General features: G+C 70.2%; 10 protein-coding genes. 2 read left to right on the top strand and 8 right to left on the bottom strand.

Going from position 1 to position 23,425, the window contains the following annotated elements; genetic code table 11:
• Window positions 1-63: 63 nt before the first annotated feature.
• From OG241_RS17730 to OG241_RS17715, 4 genes are all read right to left on the bottom strand, one after another.
• Window positions 64-957, bottom strand: a complete 894-nt coding sequence (locus OG241_RS17730; protein ID WP_405816421.1) for a formylglycine-generating enzyme family protein — start codon at window positions 955-957, stop codon at window positions 64-66.
• Window positions 954-3,314: an arylsulfatase gene (locus OG241_RS17725; protein ID WP_405816420.1), complete on the bottom strand. Its 2,361-nt coding sequence runs from the start codon at window positions 3,312-3,314 to the stop codon at window positions 954-956. Before OG241_RS17725 ends, OG241_RS17730 begins: the two co-directional genes overlap by 4 nt.
• 138 nt (window positions 3,315-3,452) lie before the next feature.
• Window positions 3,453-4,334: a LysR family transcriptional regulator gene (locus OG241_RS17720; protein ID WP_405816419.1), complete on the bottom strand. Its 882-nt coding sequence runs from the start codon at window positions 4,332-4,334 to the stop codon at window positions 3,453-3,455.
• A 130-nt stretch (window positions 4,335-4,464) separates the two neighbouring features.
• The gene (locus OG241_RS17715) at window positions 4,465-5,364 is read right to left on the bottom strand and encodes a helix-turn-helix transcriptional regulator (RefSeq protein WP_405816418.1); all 900 of its coding nucleotides are present in this window, start codon (window positions 5,362-5,364) and stop codon (window positions 4,465-4,467) included.
• A gap of 130 nt (window positions 5,365-5,494) precedes the next feature.
• Between OG241_RS17715 and OG241_RS17710 the strand changes: the two genes are divergently transcribed.
• Complete coding sequence (locus OG241_RS17710) at window positions 5,495-6,451, top strand: NADP-dependent oxidoreductase (protein WP_405816417.1); 957 nt, start codon at window positions 5,495-5,497, stop codon at window positions 6,449-6,451.
• A gap of 43 nt (window positions 6,452-6,494) precedes the next feature.
• Here the strand turns inward: OG241_RS17710 and OG241_RS17705 are convergent, their stop codons facing one another.
• The 4 genes from OG241_RS17705 to OG241_RS17690 all read right to left on the bottom strand — a co-directional run bounded on the left by OG241_RS17705 (window position 6,495) and on the right by OG241_RS17690 (window position 16,294).
• Complete coding sequence (locus OG241_RS17705; protein ID WP_405816416.1) at window positions 6,495-7,148, bottom strand: response regulator; 654 nt, start codon at window positions 7,146-7,148, stop codon at window positions 6,495-6,497.
• Between the two features lie 26 nt (window positions 7,149-7,174).
• Window positions 7,175-8,581 carry a sensor histidine kinase gene (locus OG241_RS17700; RefSeq protein ID WP_405826281.1) on the bottom strand — a complete coding sequence of 469 codons (1,407 nt, stop codon included), beginning with the start codon at window positions 8,579-8,581 and terminating at the stop codon, window positions 7,175-7,177.
• A 26-nt stretch (window positions 8,582-8,607) separates the two neighbouring features.
• Window positions 8,608-9,861, bottom strand: a complete 1,254-nt coding sequence (locus tag OG241_RS17695) for a hypothetical protein (protein ID WP_405816414.1) — start codon at window positions 9,859-9,861, stop codon at window positions 8,608-8,610.
• A 298-nt stretch (window positions 9,862-10,159) separates the two neighbouring features.
• Window positions 10,160-16,294: a LamG-like jellyroll fold domain-containing protein gene (locus tag OG241_RS17690; RefSeq protein WP_405816413.1), complete on the bottom strand. Its 6,135-nt coding sequence runs from the start codon at window positions 16,292-16,294 to the stop codon at window positions 10,160-10,162.
• Window positions 16,295-16,790: 496 nt separating this feature from the next.
• Between OG241_RS17690 and OG241_RS17685 the strand changes: the two genes are divergently transcribed.
• A complete protein-coding gene (locus tag OG241_RS17685) occupies window positions 16,791-23,423 on the top strand; it encodes an RHS repeat domain-containing protein (protein ID WP_405826279.1) in 6,633 nt (2,210 codons plus the stop codon).
• Window positions 23,424-23,425 lie beyond the last annotated feature (2 nt).

Below are 23,425 nucleotides of genomic sequence, written 5' to 3'. Positions count from 1 at the left end.
CGGCGCGCCGACGCATGAGTGATCGCACGAGTGATCGGTGGTCGAAGTCAGGTGATGTCGAGGTCAGGTGATGTCGAGGGCGCAGCGGAAACCGACGTTGCCGGTGGCCGAGTCGGGGAGGAGGCCCTGCCGTGCGGCGACCCGGTAGCGACGGCAGTAGGAGGCGTGGCACAGGTACGAGCCGCCCTTGGTGACACGCTGTTCACCGCCGGGGGTGCGGGAGAAGGCGTCGTCGCACCACTCCCAGACGTTGCCGGTGGTGTTGTAGAGGCCGAAGCCGTTGGGCTCGTAGGCGTCGGCGGGACAGGTGCCGTACCAGGCGCCGGCCGTCGGGTGCCGGTGGGGGAAGTCGCCCTGCCACACGTTCATCCGGGGACGGCCGCCCGGCTCGAACTCGTCGCCCCAGGGGAACGTCTTCGCGTGCAGCCCTCCCCGGGCGGCGCGTTCCCACTCGGCCTCGGTCGGCAGCCGCTTGCCGGCCCAGGCGCAGTAGGCGCGGGCGTCGTCCCAGTCGATGTGGACGACCGGATGATCCGGCCGGTCCTCCCAGGTGGAGTGCGGCCCGTCGGGGTGGCGCCAGTCGGCGCCCTCGACCTGCCGCCACCAGGGCGCCGCCGCCACGCCTCGGGTGGGCGGGAAGTCGTCCGGAAGCAGCCCGGCGAACACGAACGACCAGCCGATGCCCTCGGTCGAGGTGCGGTACCCGGTGTCGTCGGCGAACCGCGCGAACCGCTCGTTGGACACCGTGCGGGCGTCGATCCAGAACGCCTCGACGTGCACCGTGCGCACCGGTCCTTCCCCGTCGGCCGGGTAGGACAGCGCGTCCTGGCTGCCCATGAGGAACTCGCCGGCGGGGACGGCCACCATGCCTTCGGGCGTCGCCCGGCGGACGACGGACGGCGAGGGCGATGCCGTGCGGTCCGCGCCCCGGCCACCGGACGGCGCACAGCAGCTCATTGCGCCCCCATGACACGCCGGTGCAGCCCACCGTCGAACTCGGACGACTCGGCGCTCAGGGCGCCCAGATCGATGCGTACGGTGTGGATGGTCCCGGTGAACTCGTTGTCGAGGACGGGGTATTCGTCGGTCACCGGGGTGCCGAGGTCCACGCCGACGCCGAGGGTCTCGTCGAAGGAGAAGTAGTACGGGATGGTCTGCTCGACCCGCGCGCCCGCCTGCTTCTCGCCGTCCACCAGGAGCGTGACGGTGCCGCCCTTTCCGAGCCCGCCGCCGTCGTAGCCGAACTCGAGCCGGATCTCGTGCCGTCCGGGCGCCACCGGCTCGCCGCCACGCACGCAGTACACGTTCATGCCGAAGTAGTTGTAGGCGTAGGCGGGCCTGCCCTCGACGAAGTACAGGGTCCAGCCGCCGAATCGGCCGCCCTGCGCGATGATCACGCCCGCGGTCCCGGTGTCCGGGAGCTCGACGTCGGCGGTGATGCTGTGGGACCGGTTCTTGACGTTGGGGGTGGTCTCCTCGGTGAACCGCCGCATTCCCGCGCGGTAGGTGACGGAGGTGCGGTCGCCGAGCAGGTCGACACGGCCGGCCATGACCGGGTTCTCCCGCTCGGTGACCCGGTCGTCCAGCGGAAAGACCTGGTACTTCGCCGCCTCGATCAGGAACAGGTCCTGCAGGCCGCGCAGCTTCTCGGGGTGCGCGGCGGCCAGGTCGTTGGCCTGACTCCAGTCCGTGGTCAGGTCGTAGAGCTCCCACACGTCGTCGGTGAACCTCCGGTGCCCCTCCGACACCATCTCCCAGGGGATGCCGTGCCGGGTGACCGCCATCCAGCCCTCGTGGTAGATGCCCCGGTTGCCGCACATCTCGAAGTACTGGGTACGGCGGTGCTCCGGCGCCCGAGGGTCGGCGAGCGTCGGCTGCATGCTCGTACCCTCGATCGGCTGCTGCGGTACGCCGTCCACGCTGAACGGCGCCGGGACTCCCACGCAGTCCAGGATCGTCGGCAGCACGTCGATCACGTGCGAGAACTGGTGACGGAGTCCGCCGCGCTCGGCGATCCCCCGGGGCCAGTGCAGGATCATGCCGTCCCGGGTGCCGCCGAAGTGCGAGGCGACCTGTTTGGTCCACTGGTACGGGGTGTTGAGGGCCAGCGCCCAGCCCGCCGGGGCGATCGGGTAGCTGCGCGGACCGCCGATCTCGTCGAGGTGCCCGATCATCTCGTCCGGGTCGTCCACGACGCCGTGGCCCAGCCGGTGCTCGACGATCGTTCCCTCGATACCGCCCTCGCCCGAGGCGCCGTTGTCGCCCAGGACGTACAGGACGACGGTGTTGTCGAGTTCGCCGAGTTCCTCCAGCGCGTCGAGGAACCTGCCGACCTGTACGTCGGCGTGCTCGGTGAAGCCGGCGAACGTCTCCATGAACCGTGCCGACAACCGGCGCTGGTTGTCGGTGAGTTCGTCCCAGTGGGGAACGCCCTCGGCCCATTTCGCGAGTTCCGTCTCCGCCGGCACGACACCGAGTTCCTTCTGCCGTACGAGGGTCAGCTCGCGCTGCCGGTCCCAGCCGTGGTCGAACTTCCCGCGGTACTTCTCCTGCCACTCGGGGCCGATGTGCAGAGGCGCGTGCGCGGCGCCCAGGGCGAGGTACGTGAAGAACGGCCGGCCGGGAGTCAGTGTGCGCTGGGTGCGCACCCAGTCGATCGCGTGGTCGACGAGGTCCTCGGACAGGTGGTAGCCGTCCTCGGGCCGACGGTCCGGCTCGACCGGGGTGGTGCCCTGGTACAGCAGCGGGTACCAGTGGTTCATCTCGGCGCCCATGAACCCGTAGAAGGTGTCGAACCCTTCCCCCGTGGGCCAGCGGTCGAACGGGCCGACCGCGCTGATCTCCCGCGGCGGGGTCTGGTGCCACTTGCCGAAGGCGGCCGTGCTGTAGCCGTTGCCCTGCAGGATCTGGGCCATCGTCGCCGCGCTGCGCGGCCGGAACCCGTTGTAGCCGGGGGCCGCGGTGGTCATCTCGGTGGTGCCGCCCATGCCCACCGAGTGGTGGTTGCGTCCGGTCAGCAGGGCCTGCCGGGTCGGCGAGCACAGGGCCGTCACATGGAAGCGGGTGTAGCGCAGTCCGTTGTCCGCGAGGCGTTCCGCGGCCGGCATCTCGCACGGTCCCCCGAAGGCACTGGAGGTGCCGAACCCGAGGTCGTCGACGAGCACGATCACCACGTTCGGCGCACCCTCCGGCGGCGGGACCGGGCCGATGGGGCTGAAGGCGGTCACCTGGTCGTGGATGTCCACCGCGGTCGTCAGCGGCCGACGGGTGTCGGGTCGGGGAAGTATGTGACGTCCGCCGGTGAACTCATTCATGTATTTCTCCGAAATTCCCCTGACCTGCGATTCGGTAAAAGTGTCAGTCGTTGCTCAGTCCGGTCAACAAAGAACCTTGCATTTCCGCGAACCGGTTTTGAATGAAGGCGATAGAAATCTTCTATACCTGCAGGAGTATCAGTTCTCGGCGGGTGAGGACGCCAGGTCCACGAACGCCTCGGCGGCGGGGGAGAGCGGACCCGACCGCCACACCAGCCGGCCGTGGCGCAGCAAGCGCGGCCGGTGAGCCAGCATCCGGGCCCCGCGCAGCGCAGCGTCCCGGGCCATGGAGGCGGGCAGCAGGGAGGCGCCGACGCCGGAGAGGACCAGCGGCACGATCATCGCGCGGTGCGCGGTCTCCACCGCGATCCGCGGTGCGATGCCCAGCGCGGCGCACAGGTCGTCCACCGCGGCCCGGGTCTCGGTGCCCGGCGGTGTCACGATCAGATCCAGCGCGGCCAGCTCACGCGAGGTGATGGTGTCGCCCACCGGATGCGGGTGGTCCGCGGGCAGCACGACGTGCATCTCCTGCGCCGGCAGGTCGATCCCGTTGAGGTCCGCGGTGCTCACCGAGGCGTCCACCAGGCCGAGTTCACACTGCCCGGCGGCGACCATGAGTGCCACGGCGGGTCCCTGCTCCGGGTCGACCACGCGTACGGAGACCTTCGGATGCGCGCGATGGAAGCGGCCCAGCATGTCGGCCAGGGGGTCGACCGACAGGGTCGTCTGGGAAACGATGTCGAGCCGGCCGCCGCTGAGTCCGAGGACCTCCCGGACCAGGGAGCCGGCCGTGGACAGGTCGCGCAGGACCTGTCGGGCGGGCCGGACCAGCACCTCACCGGCCGCTGTGAGGGCGACACCGTGCGGGAGCCGGTGAAAGAGCCTGCCGCCGAACTCGCGTTCCAGGGAACGGATCGCATGCGACAGCGAGGGCTGCGTGACATGGAGGGCGACGGCCGCGGCTGTGAATCCGCCGTGCTCGACCACGGCGAGGAAATACTCCAGCTGGCGTCGTTCCATCGGGTCTCCATCGGTTCTTCCGCACATCCCGGGGCCGCCGCACGCCCCGCTCGGGGGAGTGACGGGAACAGTGTCACCCGGGCGGCCCGAGGGTTCCGGCAGTGGCGTCAGTCGCGGGCGGGCCGTTGTGTCACGGTTGCCGGGGGGCCGCCGATGTCGTGTTGGGGGCGTCGAGCAGGCCTGCCAGCAGCTGGAGTCGTTCGTCGTCCGGGCCTCCCGGCTCGGCGGTGCAGGTGATGAGCACCGGACCGGGAGCACCGGGCATCGGGTAGGCGTCCCAGTCCAGGCTCAGCTCGCCGACCAGTGGGTGGTTGACACGCATCCGGCCGCGGGTGACCTCCTCGACGTCGTGGCGTGCCCACAGCGCAGCGAACTCGTCGCTGCGGACGGCGAGTTCACCCACGAGTTCCACGGCGCGCGGGTTCCCCGGATCGGCGACCACCTGTGTGCGCAGCATCGCGGTCAGTTCGGCGACGGTCGCCGCCCGGTCCGGGCACGCCTGGTCGGCTTCGGGGTGCAGCAGCAGTCCCAGCAGGTTCCGCTCGGTCTGGGGGAGTCGGGTGAACTCGCCCAGCAGCACACCTGCCAGCGGGTTCCATGCCAGGACGTCGAGGAAACGGCCGACGACCAGCGTGGGCGAGGTCATGGTGCGCAGCAGCCGCAGGGTGGTGGGCGGTACCTCCTCCGGCTCCGGGGCGTGCCGGCGTGGACCGCGGGTGGGTGTGCGCGCGGCGCCGGCGAGGCTGTGCAGGTGCCGGGACTCCTCGGCGGAGAAGTTGAGGGCGCGGGCGAGGGCGTCCAGGACCTGGTCGGAGGGCCGGACGTCGCGGCCCTGCTCCATACGCTGGTAGTAGTCCGCGCTCACCCCGGCGAGCAGGGCCAGTTCCTCCCGCCGCAGTCCGGCGACGCGTCGCCTCGGGCCGGGTTCCAGGCCGACTTCCTGCGGCAGCACCCGAGTTCGGCGGGTTCGCAGAAAGTCGGCGAGTTCGCGTCGGGGATCGTCACTCATGGCGAGGGGGTCGTCGGTCACAGCGCCAGTATGCCGTCGGCGCGGCCCGCGAGGGTGGGTCTGGCGGACCCAGGAAAAGGAGAACGACCACGATCCCGAGCGCGTGACCCAGTATCGGATCCACCACAGCGGGCCACGGAAGGACAGCGACATGAAGGCCGTTCAGATCACGAACTACGGTGCGGCGGATGTCCTACGGGTCAATGACGTGGACCGCCCCGAACCCGGTGCGGGCGAGGTGCTGGTGGCGGTCGAGGCGTCCAGCGTGAACGGGCACGACGTGATCGTCCGCGCGGGTGGGTTGAAGATGGTGTCCGGGCGCCGGTTCCCGATCGGTGTGGGGCTGGACTTCGCGGGCACCGTCGCCGCGACCGGCCCCGAGGTCGCGGGACATCGGGTCGGCGACCGGGTGTGGGGCATGGTGCACCCCCGGCAACGGCACGTCGTCGCCGGGGCGGCCGAGTACGTCGTGGTCTCGGCGGACCGGATCGCGCCGGCCCCGGCGAACCTCTCGTCGGTCGAGGCGGCCTCCCTGGTCGTCGCGGGCTCCACGGCGCTGATCGCGCTGCGCGACAGCGTGCACCTCACCGGCGGGGAACGGGTCCTGGTCCGGGGTGCGGCCGGCGGAGTCGGCACGGCCGCCGTGCAGTTGGCCCATGCGATGGGCGCCCATGTGACCGCGCTGGCCCGCGACCGCCACGCCCGGCTCCTTACCGACATGGGCGCCGACGAGGTCCTCGACTACGGCTCCACCACCTCGGAGGGGATCGGACCCTTCGACGTCATCGTCGACACCGTCGGCTCGGAACTGAACTGCTACCGGAGCCGGTTGGCCAAGGGCGGCCGGATGGTCACCGTGGGACTCTCCGCTCCGGCCCTGGCCGCGATCGCCGCGTCGAGTGTGTACGGTGCCCGCCGCATCCGCACGTTCAGCGCCAACCCCGATACCGCCGTGCTCCGCGAGCTGGCCGGCCACGTCACGTCACACGCGCTGCGCCCGGTGGTCGACAGCGTCTATCCGCTCGCGGACATCGCCGCCGCGCACCAGGCGTTCGAGCGCGGCGGAGTCGTGGGCAAACAGGTGGTCGCGGTCGCGGCGACCGCGTAGCCCAGTCCGCCCAGTCGCCCGGTCACTCCCGTGAGCAACGTCCTCAGCGGTCGGCGAGCAGACCCGCGTCGTGCGCCAGGACGGCGGCCTGTACGCGGTTGGCGCAGCCGGTGCGGGTCAGGATCCTGCTGATGTGCGCCTTGACCGTGCCGGCGCTCAGATACAACTGCCCGGCGATCTCCGCGTTGGACAGACCGGTGCCGAGCAACCGCAGGACGTCCCGTTCGGCCGGGGTCAGTTCCTCGGTCCTGCGCAGGGCGGTCTCGGTGTCACGGCCGGACCGTACGTGCCGTTCCAACAGTTGGCGGGTGATGCGCGGTGCCAGGACCGGTTCACCGCTCGCGGCCAGTCGCACGGCGCGGATCAGTTCGTTGGGGCCGGTGTCCTTGAGCAGGAACCCGCTCGCCCCGGCCCGCAGGGCGCGCGTCACGCTCGCCTCCTCGCCGAACGCCGTGAGCATCACGACGCAGGTGCGGGGCGAGAGACGGCCGATTTCCTCGGCGGCGGCGATCCCGTCCGTGCCCGGCATCCGGATGTCGAGCAACGCCACATCGATCTCCCGGGTGCGGCACGCCGCGACGGCTTCCAGACCGTCGCCCGCCTCGGCCACCACCTCGATGTCGTCGGCGTTCTCCAGGATCAGCCGGATCCCGACGCGCATCAACGCCTCGTCGTCGGCAACCAGAACTCGGATCACCGGCTCATCCTAGGGGCTCGGCACGCTCATCCCAGGCTCGCCGCCAGCAGCAGGAACACGAGGTACCCCACCGTCGGCAGGACCACCAGTACCGCCGCGCAGCCCGCTCCCAGGACACGCGGCCAGGTCAGGATCTCGTCCGAAAGCGGGGACCGGCTGCCTCCCTGTCCGGGCTGTCCCTTCTGCCCGGCGGCCGTTCCCGCAGGCACCGGCACATATGCCCGCGTGTGCTCCTGTGCCGGAGTCGGTGTGTGTGGCGGCAGCCATGCCGCCACACGGAAGCCGCCGCCCGGCACCGCACCCGCCTCGAACGCGCCGCCGAGCAACGAGATCCGCTCTTGAAGACCGGCCAGCCCGCTGCGGGTTCCGCCCTGGGAGTGGCCGTCCGTACGCGGTACGCCGTTGGTGACGGACACCTCTGTGCCGCCGCCCGCGCTCCTGACCTCCACCCGGGTGGACGCGCCGGACGCGTGCTTCAGTACGTTCGTCAGTCCTTCGCGGACCACCCGGTGGATCGCCTGCCGGGTGCGGTCACCCAGGACCGCCGAGTCGGCCACGGACCAGTCGAGTTCGATCGCGCCGCCCGTCCGGCGGGACTCCGTCACCAGAGCGGTGATGTCCGCACGTGTACCCCGGTCGCTCACGGACCCGTCCGCCGGTTCCGTGTGGCGCAGCACTCCGAGGATCTCGCGCAGCTCCTCCATGGCCGTACCGGCGGTCGTGCGCAGCAGCTCCGCCTGCCCGGCGAGGGGAGGTGCCTGGCGCCCTGCGGCGAGTTCCAGTGCCCCGGCGTGCACGGAGATCAGGCTCAGCCGGTGTCCCAGCAGGTCGTGCATCTCGCCCGCGATCCGGTTCCGCTCCTCCAGCCGGGCGGTCGAGACGCTCAGCGAACGGGCCTGTTCCAGATAGGAGTTGCGCTCCCGCAGCAGATTGACCAGGAGCCGTCGCCGTCCCAGCAGGGTGCCGGCGAGAGCGGGAAGCAGCAGGAGCAGGACCACGGAGACCGCGTTGCCGGCCAGTTCCACCGGCAGGTCCTCCCACCGGGGAGCCACCCGCACGACGGTCAGGGGGGCCACGGCGGCGCAGGCCGCCCCGACGACCTGCCAGGCACGCCGAGTCGGGGCGATACGTCGGGTGGCGGACAGTACGACCAGCGCCACCGCCGCCAGCGTCCATATGTTGTGACCGACGAGCAGCGGAGAGACACCGAGGACCGCGACGACCGGCCGGTACCGCCGCGCGGCGACGAGCAGCGTCGCCCACAGCGCCTCGAGTACCGCCAGAACGGGCCGGTCCGGCCGCACCAGCAGCAGGGGTATCAGCCCGAAGGACGCCACCAGGGCGCACAGCAGCAGCTCGGCGACGACCGTACGGCGCGGAGCCGTACGCAGCGCGGCCCAGCGTCGCCCCGAGTCTTCGAGCACCTGACTCATACTCACTTCTGCTCCAACTCCTGTTCCTACGACCTGTCTTGCAACCGGAGATGCAGCTCCGCCAGCAGGCCGGCCGTGTCCACCTGACCGGACGCCCGCAGCAGTCGTACGACCGAGACCGCGCCCTCGGTTCCCGGGCCCGCCTCCGCATCCGCATCCGCGGCGGGTACGCCGAGCAGCGCGGCCAGCAGATGGACCGTACCGGCCGTGGGGGAGCCGTGCTCGGCCGCGGTGAGCCGTGCGACAGCCATCGCCTGGTCGGCGGCGGCGGACAGCCGTACCCGAGTGACATCGGTGATGTCGGGCACTGGCTCGGAGGCAACCGCCGCGAGGGTCAGGGAAGCCTGCCGGACACCGTGCCGACGCAGCAGGGTCCCGGCGGAGTTGGCCGTCGCGAGGCTCTCGGGAAGCGACCGGCCGGCGACAGTGAGGGCCCGGTCCAGGGCCAGCACTCCCAGCAGGAGATCCACGGGTTCGGCCTCGGTGCGCCCGCGCCGGACCGCCTGCCGTACGGCCTCGACGGACACCGCGAACAGCACCGGCGAGCCGTTCTGGGCGGCCCCCGAGGTCCATGACGCGATCGCCCGGGTCAGCCGGTTGCCGCTCCTGCCCAGGGTTCCGGCCCGGCGGAGCAGGGTGACGCCACGGGACTCCGGGCCGTGGCTCCGGGCCGAGGCGTCCGCGTTCAGCGCGTCGAGCGCGGTTGCCGCCGCGGCAGGATCCAGCCCCCGCAGCAGCAGCGCCTCGCGGGCCCTGCCGCAGGGCAGGTCCACCAGGGCCCGGGCCACGTGCCGGCAGCGCACCGAGATCGTCCCTTCGGCGCGGGCCGACGCGAGCGCGAGCAGCAGGCACGTACGCAGCGCCCCGGTCATCCGGGGCCGGGCCCGGTCGCTCCGCGGGGCGGACCCGCGTGAGCCGATGCCGAGTCGCCACTGCGCATCGCGCCAGGCGGCGTCGACCTCCAGCGCGTCGGCGTCGGTCGCGGCCGGCGCGGCGCCGCCCTCGTCGTCGTCCGCCCAACCGCGGCCTGCCCGGCCGGAGATCAGGCCACTGAGCCCACCGGACACCCGTATACCCGGTGCTGTCGCCGCACCGGCGTCCGTGTCCCCCATGACGAGCGCGGCCAGCACCGTGTCCGTACCCACGGCCGGCGACTCGCGCTCGACCGCGCCGCGCAGCGCTTCCACCAGCAGGTCCATGACGTCGGGCTCGAACTCCGTGGTCGCACCGTCCACGGTCTTGGCGTCGGTGTGCGTTCCGGTCGTCGATCGCTGATCCATCGAACGTTCCCCTCGGGATCGGGTGTCGTGCCGCGGTGGCCCGACGAGAACGACGCTAGGCGCGCGCCCCGCGACACCGCGTCGGCCGACCGTCCAGGCTCCCGGTCCGATCGTCCGGATCCCCGGTCCACCCGGCTCGGCCGGGGATCGGTCAGTCCGCGCCGAGCGGGATCCGACCGCTCGTCCCCCGCCGCACGGAAGAAGGCCCACGCCTGGTGGCGTGGGCCTTCGACCTCTTGGGAACACCTGGCCGGTCAAGCCGTGACGAACCGGCAGGGGCCCGTGGCGGCGGTGCGGGTCAGTGCAGGGCGCCGACCTCGGTCGCCGACAGTGTGCGCGGGTAGACGTGGACGTCCGCCACGGAGCCGGGGAACGCCAGGTACGGGGTGGTGGCGGAGGCGCTGTTGACGCAGCCGCCGACCGTCAGAGGGAGTGAGGAGTCGTACTGGGGGCTGAGGTTGGTGGCGGTCCCCATCAGGGTGCCGTTCTGGTACAGGGCCATGTTGCCCGTGTTGGCGCTGCCGGCGACCGGTGCGCGGAAGGCGGCGACGAGATGGGTCCAGGTGCCGACCGGCGCGGTGTTGTTGTCTCCTTCGGCGGTGGGGAAGTCGGCGTTGTCGTCGTTGGTGGTGCTGGTCTGGAACATCCAGGCGCCACTGGGTTTGTCGTACGAGAGGTAGAAGGCCTGGTGCTGGGTGGTGCCCTGGCAGACGGCGGTGGTGCCGAGGGCTGAGTTGATCTTCACCCAGGCGGAGACGGTGTAGTCGCCGAGGGTGTTCACCGCGCTCTGCTTGCTCTTCAGGAGGCCGGTGCTGCCGTCGAAGGCGACACTGCCGGACAGCCCGCTCGGCGCGCCCGTGCCGAAGGTGGCGCTGCCGGAGGCGGTGAGCGGGTTGAGGGAGGCGGTGTCGGTGCCGTTGGCGGCGAGCTTCCACTCGTCCTCGGGCATGCCGTTCTGCCAGCCGCTGGGCACGATCACGCTGGCCGCGTCGGCGTCGCCGGCGGCCATGGCGTACGGGTAGACGTGGACGCCCGCCACGGAGCCGGGGAACGCGTTGTACGGGGTGGTGTCGTCGGGGCTGTTGACGCAGCCGCCGATGGTCAGGGGGAGTGAGGAGTCGTACTGCGGGGTGAGGTTGGTGGCGGTCCCCATCAGGGTGCCGTTCTGGTAGATCGACATGAGGCCGGTGGCGGCGTCGCCGTCCACGGGTGCGGTGTAGGTGACCAGGAGGTGGGTCCAGGTGCCTACGGCCCCGGTGTTGGCGGCTCCTTCGGCGGTGGGGAAGTCGGCGTTGTCGTCGTTGGTGGTCGTGGTCTGGAACATCCAGCCCTTGTTGCCTCGGTCGTAGCCCAGGTAGAACGCCTGGTGCTGGCTGGTTCCCTCGCAGATGGCGGTGGCGGGGTTGTCCGTGGAGTTGATCTTCACCCAGGCGGAGACGGTGTAGTCGGCGAGGGTGTTGACGGCGGTGTGGTCGCTCTCCAGGAATCCGGTGCTGCCGTCGAAGGAGGTGGCGGTGGCCGGGGCGTTGACCGCGTCGGGTCCGGCCGAGCCGAAGGTCGCGCCGCCGACCGCGGTGAACGGGTTGTCCCCGTCGTCGTCGGTGCCGTCGGCGGCCAGCTCCCACGCGTTCTCGGGAGTGTCGCTGCCCGTGGCGAGCGGGACGACCAGGTTCGGCGCGATGTTGACGAGGCCGTTGTCGGTGGTGGTGAGGTACTGGGCGGCGAGGTCGGCGTAGTACGAGTCGGCCGGGTTGCCGTTGTACAGGTCGGCCGTCTTCACGGTCGACGAGGTGGCCGTGCCGTCGGTCGAGACCGCCGCGGCGAAGTCGATGACCTGGCCCGGGTAGTTGGCGAGGAGGTCGTTGTTCACCAGCTCGCGCGCGGCCTCCTGGGCCGCCGTGCCCGGGTGGACGGCCGTGAACGGAGGGATGGTGGTGAGGTAGACGGTGATGTTGGAGTTCTGGGTGATGGGCCGGCCGTAGACGTCGTACGCCTGGCTGTCATCGGTGTAGTACGAGCTCAACTCGCTGTTCAGCGCGGCCAGTCCGTTCTCCACGCCGGTGGCGCACACGTCGGCGGTGCCGGTGCAGTTGAGCAGGTCGGTGGCGCCGGTGGAGACGAGGACCGTGCGTACGTTGGCCTGGGCCAGCACGTTGCGGTCCACCGGGTTGAGCGCGTTGATCGGTGTGGTGCTGTTGGTGATCTGCGGAAGCAGGTTGTTGCTCAGGTTGTAGCTGTTGGTGCCGGCGTTGAGTACGCCGTATTCCACGGAGTTGTCGCCGACGGGGTCGTTGACCAGGGCGTCGCTGAAGGCGTCGCTGAGGTGGTGCTTGCCGTCGCCGTTCGCGCTGTCGCTGTTGACGCTCTGGTCGCCGTAGAGGACCAGCGAGCCGGTGGGGGCGTCGGCGGGGGTGGTGACGTCGATGCCGGTGAGATACGGCAGACCGGTGAAGGCGGACGGCGTGTAGTTGCCGGCGGCGGTGTCACCGGTGCGGTTGGCCGCGTCGCTGACCCAGCTGGGGGACTGGGCCGCGCCGTGGCCCGCCATCGCGGACACGGAGCCGTGTACCTGCACGCTGACCAGGACGGTCGTCTGCTGCGCGACGGCCAGGGTCACCGGATCGCTGGTGACGTCGCCGCCCGCCGGGATCGTGACCGTGGCGGCGCCGCCGAAGGTCAGCGGTACCGGTGCCGCGGCTGCCGTGGCGCCGCCCGCCGTGCCGTCCTGCGCCGCGACGGAGGCCGCGTCGAAGGTCACCGGGGCGGTTCCCCGGGCGTTGGACAGATGGACGCGTACCCCGTTGCCGTCGTCGGTGCCGATGCTGATGTGGGCCGGGATGCGGATGGTCTGCCCGTTGACGGTCGCGGTGGTGCCGCTGGACCGCTGCACCGTGGCGGTGTCCTGGACGGCGGACCAGGTGCCGACCCAGTGCTTGGCGCTCGATCCGGTACCGGTGACGGCCAGCGGCCGTACACCCAGTCCGAGCACGTGCAGGGTGGGCTGGCCGGCCTGGACGCCGTTGGTGAACAGGGGCAGTGAGACGCTGCTGACGACCGAGCCGGGGCAGGCCAGCGGGACGCTGACGGCGTAGATCTTCGGGCCGGGGCTCGGGCTGGTCTGGGTGTTGTTGCTGTGGTTCTGGTGGACGAGGGTCAGCGTGGCCGCGGAGGCGGGGCCGCTCAGCCAGTCGGGCACGGTGTCCAGGGTGTACGGCTGGTCGGCGGAGGCGCCGTTCGGGTCCAGGCAGTTGTTCTTGGCGTAGGTGATGGTGCCGGTGGCGTCCTTTGCGGCGCCTCCGGTGGCGAACGCGAGGAAGACCACGGCACCGCCGGTGTTCACCACGCCGGTCCCCGGCAGGGTGACCGTCTGGCCGGAGGCCAGCATGTTGTCGTAGGTGCCGGTGCCGAACTTCGGCAGGGCGATGCTCGTACCGTCGACGGTCACCGTCTTGCCGCTCTGCCAGCCCGAAGTGCTCGTCAGGTCGGCGGAGTTGATGCTGTTGCCGGAGCCGTCGGCGTCGGCCGCGCTGGTCGTGGTGGTGAAGGTGCTGGTCGCGGTGTTGTTCAGGCAGCTGCTGGTGCTGTTCAGCGCGCAGGTCAGCGCGGGCGCGAGGCGCAGTACGTCGATGCCTGCCTGGTAGCCGGTGGAGCTGGGGTTCTTGCCGGTCAGGGTGAGGGTCAGGGTGTGCACGCCCTGCTTGAGGGTGAGCAGTTGACCGTTCGCGTCCTTGGGGATGCCGAGGTTGACGAACCGGGTGGTGTTGTACGAGTTGTAGGCGTCGAAGCCGCTGATCAGCGTGGCCTGGGTGGGCTTGCCCGCGTCCAGGACCAGACCGTAGATGCCGTAGTCCTTCGCCTTGGTCAGGTTGACCCCGAAGCTCCAGGGACCGTCCTTGGGAATGTCGAAGCTCAGCGTCGCGCTGTCTCCGCTGACCACCTTCGAGGTGGTGCTCTTGTTGGCGAGCATGGCCTGGTAGCCGTCGGCGAACTCGTAGCCGCTGTAGGCGATCTGGCTGATCAGCTGGCCGCCCTTGGACGTGGTGGTCGCCTTGGGCACGGCGGTGGTGGTGCCGTCGGTGTTGGTCGCCGTCCAGCCGGCGATCATCTTGTCGCCGTAGGCGTACGTCGGGGTGCTGGTCCCGGCGTAGAAGGCGTAGGCCGTCTGGGAGATGGACGTCGAGCCGGCCTGGTCCACCGCCTTCGCGTACAGCGTGTGCGGTCCCGCCTTGGCGGGGGCGAAAGCGGGGGAGGCGCTGCCGTTGATCGCCGAGGTGCCGGTGCCGGGGCCGTTGTCCGAGGTGGCGTAGTAGACGTGGCCCGGCACGATCGTCGTACCCACCACCCATTTGGTGACGCCGCTGCTGTAGACCGTGTTGCCGAGTGTGGCGTCCAGGGCGAACAGGTAGCCGGTGATGTTGTTGGTGTGGTTGTTGCTGAGCGTGAAGGTGCCCTTGTCGCCGAAGGCGGCGCCGATCTGCTTGGCCGGGAACTGACTTGAGGTCACCGTGGGTGCGGGTGGCGCGCTGGTGTCGACGGTGAAGCTCTGGGTCTTGGTCCAGGTGCTCGAGCCGGCGACGAGGGCCCAGTAGCCGGCCGCGTTCTGTGCGGTGGCGTTCCAGGTGTAGGTGCCGTCGGGCAGGCTCGGGGTGGTCCAGTCGCTGCCGTTGGTGTTGTAGCGGGCGCGCTTCTTGGAGTCCAGGTTGGGGCCGAAGCCCTGGTGGATCAGGGTGCCGGAGGAGTTGTGGACGTGGTAGTCGATGCGCACCAGTTCGCTGCCGCCGGCCAGGTCCGGGTTCACCGCGCGGGCCGACAGTGTCGGGGTGTGGGTGGTGGTCATCGTCTTGCCCATGCTCACGATGGACGGCTTGATGGCGGGGGTGCCGGTGCCGTTCTTGAGCTTGGGGCGGTAGCTGTAGGTGACCGACATGGTGGCGCCGCCGCCGTAGGCGAGCTGCTTCCACTGGGTGGCGTCGTTCATGTTGGGCGACTGGACCATCAGCGTCATGCTCTTCCAGCCGCCGGCCGCCGCACTCTGGGCCCGGGAGGTCACGTCGAACTCCAGTGACGGCGGGCTGACCCAGGAGTTCGCACCGTCGGTGACCGGGCAGGTGCCGGCCTCGTGGCTCTTGGGGTTGGTGCTGCCCAGGGAGCCGGTGCGTCCGCCGGGCTCATGGCCCCAGTACAGCGACGAGGAACTCCACCCGGCGGGGCGGTCGGTGCCGTAGACGGCGGCCGGGGTGTCCGCGCAGGACGCGGCGGAGAGCTGCTTCACGTACAGCGAGGCATGCGTGACCACGGCGCCCTTGATGCCGCTGGTGTTCATCTGGTAGTAGGTGCGGGCCCGTTCACCGTTGCCGGGAGTGTTGTTGTCCCAGCCCTCACGCGCGTTGGTCGCACCCGAGGTGGACGTCGAGTTGTAGACGTTCCACCCGTTGTCGGAGATCCGCGCCCAGTCCAGCTGGGAGGGCCTGCCGCTCCACTCGGGGTCGACGTAGACCGGGTAGGTGGTGCTCTTGGCGGTGAGCAACTTCTGGTCCAGGCCCAGCAGTTGACGGCCGTTTCGCAGACTCACCCGCACCTGGGCGCGGTGTGCGCCGACCTTGGCGGCAGCCTTCTGTTCGGCACGGGCCAGGGGGACGGTCGCCGTGCGGACCGAGGAGATGCCGGAGGGCTTCTGGCCGGCGCTGTCCCACATCAGCGCGGTGTCGCTGTGGAACACCGTCTCGCCGGTGCGCCTGTCGGTGGCCCGGGCCCCGCCGTCACGTGTGGGGGTCACCTCGACCTGGGAGGAGGTGGTGTTCAGGGCGAGGCTCCGCAGGCGCGGATCGGCCGCCGCCTTACGTGACTTGACCACGAGGATCGAGGAGTAGCCGGAGGCGTCCGCGGTCAGCTGCAGGTCCACCTGCGGCAGCACTTCGGGGTAGGTCGCGGTGGCTCCGGAGATCACCGGCTCGGGCAGCTTGCCCGGCCAGGAGAAGCCCAGCCGGTGACTGCCGCTGCGCATCGTGACCAGCGCACCCGAACCACCGCCGGAGAACAGCACGTTGGTGACGGCGGCCCTGGGTGCCCAGGTTCCGTTCGCCTGCCGCACCAGCTTCGTGTCGATCGGCACCCACTTCCCGTGCTGCAGCGTGCGCTGCGGCATCGAGGAGTCGGTGCGGGTGAAAGTGCCGTCCGGGTTGGCCACCACCAGCGTTCCCGTGTCGGTGAGTTGGTCGATCGTCACCGGCTCGCCGGTGGCCTTCGCTCGCGAGGACGCCGCCTCCGTCGGATTGAGACGCCGGGTGGCGGAGGGCGAACCGCCGCTCTTCGGCGTGGCCTTGTGCGAGGCGTCGGGCGCGGCCCCCGCGGGTGTCGCCGCGGCCAGTGAAGCCGCGGTCAGGGCTGTGACGACGACGCCGGCGATCGGTCTCGACAGCAGGAGTCTGGACATGCGCAAGGAACTGCGATGGACGGACATGAAGGTTGGGGTCCTCCGCTTTCCGGCGGTTCCCCCCGTGGGCCCCGCGCCGGAGTGCATTCTGTGGGGCCGATGTGAGCGGGGTCCATCGTCAATCGATCACTTGGTGACCGTATGAGGTCCATTTTTGACGTATAGCAGTCAATTTGAGTTCGAGCTTAAGCGATTCCTTTGCTTTCCATGTGCATGCGCTTTGCATGCCGTGTTGATCTCAGGCCCTAGCGTGAAGTTTCCGTGGGGGCTTGATCAACTGTGCCTCTCCTTTGGCGTGCGCCCAACCGGCCTGTTCCGAAGGAAAGTTGCCTGGGCGCCCGCAGCAACACCCGGGGGCGGCTTCCGCGTGCCCCGGGACGGGAACGGGGGAGGGCTCACGATGACGCGAACAACCGGGCTGGGGAGACGGATGCGACGGGGTGCCGGACGGCTCCGTGGCCTCAGCCTCCCGACCACAGGTGTCCTCCTGGTGAGCATGCTCGTCCCCGCCGCGGACGCGATGGCCGCGCCGGATTCGCACCGGCACATCCCCGCCCCCGCGGTGGTCAAGGACAAGCGGATTCCCTTCACCCACGCGAAGCCGAAGGCGGTCGCGGCTTCGAAGAGGTTCACACGGTTCGATCCCGCGAAGCACGCGTCGTTGCCGGGTGCCGGGAGCTCGACGGTGTCGCTGACCGTTCCGCCCACCGGTGGGCGTTCCGCGCACGCGGCGGCGGGCCCGGCGTCCTCGCGGCGGACGGTGTCGCGAGTGCGGGCGGGGTCGTCGCCGGTGCTGCTGTCGGCGGCACGTTCGGGTGCCTCGGCGCGCAGCGTCCAGGTGACCACGTTCGACCAGAAGACCGCACAGGCCGCCGGTGTGCACGGCGTGCTGTTCACACTGCGCAGCAAGGGCGGCTCCGGCAGCGTCGGGGTCGACGTGGACGACTCGGCCTTCCGGAACGCCTTCGGCGGCGACTACGCCGCACGGTTGCACCTGGTGCGGCTGCCGGCCTGCGTACTGACGACCCCCCGACTGCCACGGTGCCAGTCGCAGACACCGCTGCGCACCAGCGCCGGCACACCGTTGTCGGCCCAGGTCTCCCTGCCGGCGACGACTTCCAGGACGCTGACCGCGCAGACCGCCGCGGCTTCCGGCGGCATGGTGGCGCTGGCCGCGACCTCGGGGACCAGCGGCTCCTCCGGCGACTACGCGGCGACCAGCCTGACGGCCGGCGGCACCTGGTCCACCTCCGGCAACACCGGTGCCTTCACCTACAACTACCCGATCTCCGTGCCCGGAGCCATCGGCGGTTCGGCACCCACGCTGAACCTGAGCTACAACTCGGCGACCCAGGACTCACGTACCGAGGGCACCAACAACCAGTCCTCGTGGCTGGGCGACGGCTGGTCGACCTCGGACAACTACATCGAGCGGACCTACAAGTCCTGCAAGGACGACTCGTCGTCGGACGCGCCGAAGAACGACGGCGACGAGTGCTGGGCGGGCCAGATCCTGACCCTGTCGCTGGACGGGAAGTCCACGGCACTCGTCTACGACGACAGCACCAAGACGTTCCGCCCCGCACAGGACGACTCCACCACGAAGATCGAGGACCTGACCGGTGCTACCAACGGCACCGACAACGGTGAGTACTTCAAGGTCACCGAGAACGGCGTCCAGTACTACTTCGGCCGGAACCGTCTGCCGGGCTGGAGTTCGGGCAAGGACGAGACCAAGTCGGCCTGGACGATGCCCGTCTACAAGGCCCACAGCGGGGTGTCGGACTGCCCGGCGGGCACCGACTTCGCGTCCAGCTCCTGCACCCTGGGCTACCGGTTCAACCTGGACTACGTCGTGGACCGCCACAGCAACGCGATGGCGTACTACTACGCGCCGGAGACGGGCTACTACGGCCCGAACATGAAGAACACCGCGGTGGGCTACACCCGCGGCGGGACGCTGAAGCGCATCGACTACGGCATGACCTCGTCCACGGTCTACTCGGGTACCGCGCCGGAGCAGATCCTGTTCGACACGACGGCGGAGCGGTGCTTCTCGGGCACGCCCGCGGGCAACACGTGCTCGGACTCCCAGTTCACCAAGTCCAATCCGGAGTACTGGCCGGATGTGCCGATCGACCTGAACTGCGCCAAGGACGCGACGGACTGCACCAACCACGGTCCCAGCTTCTGGTCGCGCAAGCGGCTGACCTCGATCACCACTCAGGTGCAGGTCGGCGGGGCGACCAAGCAGGTGGACCGCTACGACTTCACCCAGTCCTTCCCCGACGGCGGGGACCATGCCCCGACCCTGTGGCTGGACGGCATCAAGCACACCGGCCTGGACCGGCTCGGCGGTGCCACAGCCGACGCCTCCACCCCGTCGGTCAGCTTCGATCCGCCGCTGCAACTGGCGAACCGGGTCGGGACGATCCCGCAGATGCCGCTGATGTACCACGACCGGATCCAGACGGTCACCACGGAGACCGGCGCGCAGACCACGGTCGCCTACGAGACCCCGGACTGCTCCAGCGCCCCGGCAAGTGATCCGGCCGACCCGGCGGACGCGGCGGCGAAGGGGTTCGCCTCGACGAACAAGCTGCGGTGCTTCCCGGTGTACTGGACGCCGGAGGGACAGCCCGCGCCGATGCTGGACTGGTTCTCCCTGCACCCGGTCAGATCGGTGACCACCCTCGACCCGCACAACAGCTACCAGGACGGCACCGAGCCGGAGTTGCTGACGGAGTACTCCTACAAGGGGAACCCGGGCTGGCACTACGACGACAACGAGACGGTCAAGAGCAAGAACCGCACCTGGGGTCAGTTCCGTGGCTTCCCGGAAGTCGACGTCACCACCGGTGACCCGAACGTCTTCCACTACACCGACGGGGCCAAGGTCTACGACCGCAAGACCCTCACCAAGACCTACTACTTCCTGGGCATGAACGGCGACACCATGCCGTCGGGGACACGCAGCGTGCCCGCGCTCACCAGCCAGGACGGCAGTGTCAGCGTCGCCGACGACAACGCGCTGGCCGGGCAGGTCTTCGAGACCGACACCTACACCGGGGTGAACGGCGCCATCGACAAGGCCGTCCTCAACGTTCCCAAGATCATCGGCCCCACCGCCACGCGGTCCCGGACCGGAGTCGCGGACCTGACGGCCAACATGGTCCGCCCCGCCAGAACACTGACCCGTCAGGCCGTCTCCTACGGCTGGCGGAAGACCGAGACCGACACCTTCTACAACACGACCCTGGGCCGGACAACCACCGGCATGGCCGTCCAGAGCGACGACCGCGGTGAGACGGGCGCCACCGGCAACACCGCCAAGTGCACCTTCACCCGCTATCTCGACGGCACCCCCGCGACCGTGGTGGTCACCGCCGAGAGCATCGTCACCGACCAGGACTGCAACAGCTCCGGGGCCACCCCCTCCGGGAACCTGGTCTCCGACACCCGCACCTCGTACGACGGGCACACCTTCGCCTACAACGGCGACGGCCAGACCAGCCCGGACCTGCCGAGCACGGGCGACGCCACTCTCGTCCAGAAGGCGTCGGCGTCCAGCGGGGCGACCGCCACCAGGTTCGTCGACCAGACCCAGAGCACGTACGACTCCTACGGCCGAGTGGTACTGGCCACCCGTACGCCCCGTGCAACCGCCCCGGACGGCAGCAGCCTGGCCCAGACGGTGGCGACCTCGTACACACCGGCCGCCGGTGCGCTGCCGACCAGCACCACCACCGCCACGCAGGTCACCCCGGGTGCGAGCTGCACACCGGCCACCACGTCGTCCAAGGACTGCCAGGTGGCGACCTCCGCACTGGACGCCGCCCGTGGCGTGCCCCTCACCAAGACCGACGTCGCCGGTCTGGTCACGTCGCTGTCCTACGACGCGCTCGGCCGGCTGACCGGTGTCTGGCTGCCCAACGCGAACAAAGGCGCCGGCGCCCCCGCCAGCATGACCTACGGCTACGCGCTCTCCGCCACCGCTCCTTCGGTGGTGACCACGGGCACCTTGCTGGACAACGGCAGCTACAGCGTCAACGAGACGCTGTACGACGCCATGCTGCGCAGCCTGCAGACCCAGGTGACGGCGGAGAACGGCAGCACCACGGTCTCGGACACCCAGTACGACTCGCACGGCTGGACCGTGGTCACCAACAACAGCTACGCGATCTCCGGGGACCCGCGCTCCAGTCTGGTGTCGGTCTCCCAGGTGAGCATCCCCGCCACCACCGTCACCGACCACGACGGTACGGGCCGGACCACCAGGAGCACCGAGGAGCGCGACGGGGTTCAGACCCGGAACACCCGCACCGCCTACACCGGGGACAGAACCACCGTCATCCCGCCCACCGGTGCGGTGGCCACCACCACGGTGACCGACGCTCGCGGTCAGAACACCGAACTCGACCAGTTCACCGCGGCACCGACCGTGAGCGGCAACGCGACCGACGGCTTCACCGTCACCGGCGGGACGTCCCACGCCACCCGTTACGGCTACGACGCGGCCGGCCGGCAGAACAAGGTGACCGGCCCCGACAACGCGGTCTGGTCCTTCGGCTACGACCTGCTGGGCCGCAAGACCTCGCAGGCGGACCCGGACGCCGGCTCGAGCCGTTACACCTTCGACGACGCCGGCAACCTCGTCTCCACCACCGACTCCCGCAACAACGAGCTGGACTTCACCTTCGACCTGCTCGGCCGCAAACTCACCGAGACGGACAAGGCGAAGAACTTCAAGGTCGCCTCCTGGCTGTACGACACCCTGCGGATCGGCCAGCAGACCTCGTCCACCAGCTATGCGCAGGGCGTGACGGGCGGATACACGGTCGCGACGACCGGCTACACCACCCTGGGCAAGTCGACCGGCACGAAGATCACGCTGCCCGCGAGCGAAGCCCCGCTGCCGGCCAGCTACCAGACCACCTACACCTACAGCGTCAAGGCGCAGCTGCTCGCCACGCAGACCGACCCGCGCACCCAGGGCCTGATCGGCGAGACCATCACCTACGGGCACGACGTGCTCGGCAACCCGACCACCACCGCGAGCAGCGCCCAGACCTACGTCGGCGGCACCGTCTACACCAGCTACGGCGAGCCCTCCCAGCTCACTCTGGGGGCGTCGACCAACCCCGCCTGGATCACCTACTCCTACGACGACCAGACCCGCAGGCCCACCGAGCGGCTCATCTCGCGTACGCAGGCGCCGGGGCCGGATGTCGACGACACCAAGTACACCTACGACGCCGCCGGCAACCCGCTGTCCGCCGTGGACCAGCAGTCCGAGACCGGCAACACGACCGGCGACACCCAGTGCTACCAGTACGACGCACTGGCCCGGCTGTCCCAGGCCTGGACCGCGAAGGCCGCCTGCCCGGCGCAGGGCACCGACCCCACCGCCGCGACCGTCGCCGGCACGGCCGGGTCGTACTGGCAGTCCTACGGCTACAACGCCGTCGGTGACCGCACCCAGGTGATCGATCACTCCACCACCGGTGGGACGGACACCACCACCGGCTACGTCGAAGGCTGCACCACCGGTTGCAACGCCACCGGCGCTCAGCCGCACACCCTCACCAGGACCACCGGCGGCACCGGCCCGACAGACTTCGTCTACGACGCCGCGGGCAACCTGCTCACCCGCACACCCACCGGCGGCGGCACGGGCCAGAACCTGACCTGGGACGACGAAGGCCATCTGGCCCAGGTCGACACCACCGGAAGCAGCCCCACCACCACCAAGTACGTCTACGACGCCGACGGCAACCAGCTGATACGCCGCGATCCCGGGAAGACCACGCTGTTCGCGGGCGACACCGAGATCGTCGTCAACACCGCTGTCACTCCGAACGTCCTGCTCGGCGCCGTACGCACCTACGCGCACGGCGGCGCCGGCAGCTCGGTGGCGGTCCGCTCCAGCCTGCCCGGCGGCGGCATCGACTACCTCTTCGGCGACGCGCACGGCACCGGCACCATGGCCATGGACACCACCACGCAGAAGGTGTCCCGTCAGCAGTACACGCCGTACGGGCAGCAACGGGCCAACGCCAACGGCACCGCGTGGCCCGACCCCACCCACTCGTACCTCGGCAAGTCCCAGGAATCCGCCACCGGTTACACCGATGTCGGCGTCCGCAAGTACGACCCGGCGCTGGGACGTTTCATCAGCGTCGACCCCAAGTTCGAGGCCACCGACCCGCAGCAGCTCGGCGGCTACGCCTACTCCGGTGACAACCCCGTCACCAACGCCGACCCCAGCGGCCAGATGTACCCGGCGGACATGGGCCCCGGCCCGTCCTACCGCCCGCCGACAGACGCGACGGACTGGCTGTTCCGCGGCTCCACCGTCGGTTTCGGCGGTTCGGAGAACATCCAGTCCACCGGGTTCACACCGACGTCCTCGGACCCCGGTGTCTCCACCCACTTCGCCACCCAGGCCGCGAACGACTATCACGGGCAGGGCGTGCTCCACATCCTGAACCGGCAGGACCTCACCGACCTGGAGATCATGGACAACTACTACCTGTCCCTCCCGCACGAGAGCGAGGTCTGGGTCGGGGCGTCCGCCACCGACGTCGCCGAGCGAGCCCGGGTGACGATTCCGGTCGAGCAGGCGCGGAGCATGCTGTCCAAGATGGGTGTCGACGTCGATCCGTCCACGAGACAGGTCGACCTGGACGACAGCCTCAAGATGACCCCCAAAATGACCCCGGGTCAGATCGAGGAGTTCGCCAAGAGTGCCGGGGCCACCGGTGGTTCGGGCAGCGGTGCCGCCTCGACCGCGAGCAAGCTGGCGGGCTCGGCGGGCGGCGACGCGGGCTTCATCACGGTAGGCGGCGCACTGAAGGGCAGCCTCTTCGTCGGAGCGGTGGCGCTCTCCGCCTACGACGTCGCCAAGGCACCGCCGGCGCAGCGGCTCCACACCGCCACCCGGGACGCCGCCGGCCTCGCGGGCGGCCTCGCGGGCGCCGCCTACGGCGCGGAGGTGGGGGCGGCCATCGGCTCGGCCATACCCGGAGCGGGTACCGTCGTGGGCGGTGTCGTGGGTGGTGTCGTCGGAGGCATCATCGGCAGCGGTGTGGCGTCCGAGGTGGCCGACAAGGTCATGAATTGGTTCTGAAC

Origin of the sequence: Streptomyces sp. NBC_01390 (assembly GCF_045040105.1) — a bacterium.
GTDB lineage: Bacteria > Actinomycetota > Actinomycetes > Streptomycetales > Streptomycetaceae > Streptomyces.
The sequence above is the reverse complement of the archived record's forward strand: the minus strand, read 5'-3'. Positions and strand labels throughout refer to the sequence as shown.

Coding starts and splice junctions, on each gene's coding strand:
- OG241_RS17690 (WP_405816413.1), bottom strand. CDS start 16,294: ATGTCCAGACTCCTGCTGTCGAGACCGATCGCCGGCGTCGTCGTCACA.
- OG241_RS17710 (WP_405816417.1), top strand. CDS start 5,495: ATGAAGGCCGTTCAGATCACGAACTACGGTGCGGCGGATGTCCTACGG.
- OG241_RS17725 (WP_405816420.1), bottom strand. CDS start 3,314: ATGAATGAGTTCACCGGCGGACGTCACATACTTCCCCGACCCGACACC.
- OG241_RS17685 (WP_405826279.1), top strand. CDS start 16,791: ATGCTCGTCCCCGCCGCGGACGCGATGGCCGCGCCGGATTCGCACCGG.
- OG241_RS17730 (WP_405816421.1), bottom strand. CDS start 957: ATGAGCTGCTGTGCGCCGTCCGGTGGCCGGGGCGCGGACCGCACGGCA.
- OG241_RS17695 (WP_405816414.1), bottom strand. CDS start 9,861: ATGGATCAGCGATCGACGACCGGAACGCACACCGACGCCAAGACCGTG.
- OG241_RS17720 (WP_405816419.1), bottom strand. CDS start 4,334: ATGGAACGACGCCAGCTGGAGTATTTCCTCGCCGTGGTCGAGCACGGC.
- OG241_RS17700 (WP_405826281.1), bottom strand. CDS start 8,581: ATGAGTCAGGTGCTCGAAGACTCGGGGCGACGCTGGGCCGCGCTGCGT.